Genomic DNA, 1003 nt, shown 5'->3' with positions numbered 1-1003 from the left:
CAGTAATTCTGGGCGAACAGATTAAAGTGGATATTTCCTGTAGATATTTGAGTTAAATAGAGTATTCGTGATAATTTTTCAATCAGCGGTATTTTTATGGCCCATTAATGCAAAAGATTTTGTGGATTTTATTGGCAAAAGGCAACAGATATGCGTTATCCGCCTGATGGTGGGGATGCAAATAGCACAGCTCTGGTTTTTCAATAGGTGTATGGGATTTAAGGGGCTCTGATTTCAGGCGGATCTGCCAAATTGCGCAAGAGGTGTTCAAAATCACGGAAGAGCATGATTTTGATCGCAGTCCGAAGATTGTTCCAATATTCCTGACGGGAACTGAACTTGGACCGGCAGTACTGATAGCCGCTATCACACAGTTGGGTGTACGCCTGATATTACGTTCCAAACTCGGGAAAATGACGGTTAACAAAAAACGACCAGAACTGCTCCCAGCGATTGCTTAAGATGAGAGATCGAAGTGTAAGAACAGTCTGGCCGCCATCAATGGTCCATCGCATACCTGATTTTTTCATTCGAGCACCGATGAGATTTTTACACGCGGCTTCAACAACTCCACTTCCAATGGGGAGGTTATTCTGTCTCAATTCAAAGTAATTCATTTTTTTTCTGTTTCGCTGGAGGTACTTGAGCTCTGCTTCAATTTCCGGCTTCTCTTTTGCGGCGTTTGTCAAGATAGTTGTCGCATAAAAATAATTTTTTTCGATAAAGGTTTCATTGCAAATCACGCGGCATTTAAATGCGTGGTGCTTTCCTCGTTAAGTTTTGGCGGATTTAACCAGACTTGATCGATGTATCCCCAGTTTCTGGTCGATCTGCTCCAGCGGTTTCCATTCCGGCTCTTGGCTCTTTCATAAACCAGTTGCCGGTGTTGAAGAATTTGACGATCTTCTCCCCGATGGCGGCGTTTGTCAAGATAGTTGTCGCATAAAAATAATTTTTTTCGATAAAGGTTTCATTGCAAATCACGCGGCATTTAAATGCGTGG

Annotated in this window: 2 protein-coding genes; both read right to left on the bottom strand. The window is 42.6% G+C overall.

Features of this window, described 5'->3' with window-relative positions; all coding sequences use genetic code 11:
• Positions 1-392: 392 nt before the first annotated feature.
• A complete protein-coding gene (locus P1P89_23260) occupies positions 393-689 on the bottom strand; it encodes a hypothetical protein (protein MDF1594444.1) in 297 nt (98 codons plus the stop codon).
• A 100-nt stretch (positions 690-789) separates the two neighbouring features.
• Positions 790-1003: hypothetical protein (locus tag P1P89_23255; protein ID MDF1594443.1), on the bottom strand; the 214-nt coding region annotated here is incomplete at its 5' end.

This window comes from Desulfobacterales bacterium (assembly GCA_029211065.1).
Classification (GTDB): Bacteria; Desulfobacterota; Desulfobacteria; order Desulfobacterales; family JARGFK01; genus JARGFK01.
The sequence above is the reverse complement of the archived record's forward strand: the minus strand, read 5'-3'. Positions and strand labels throughout refer to the sequence as shown.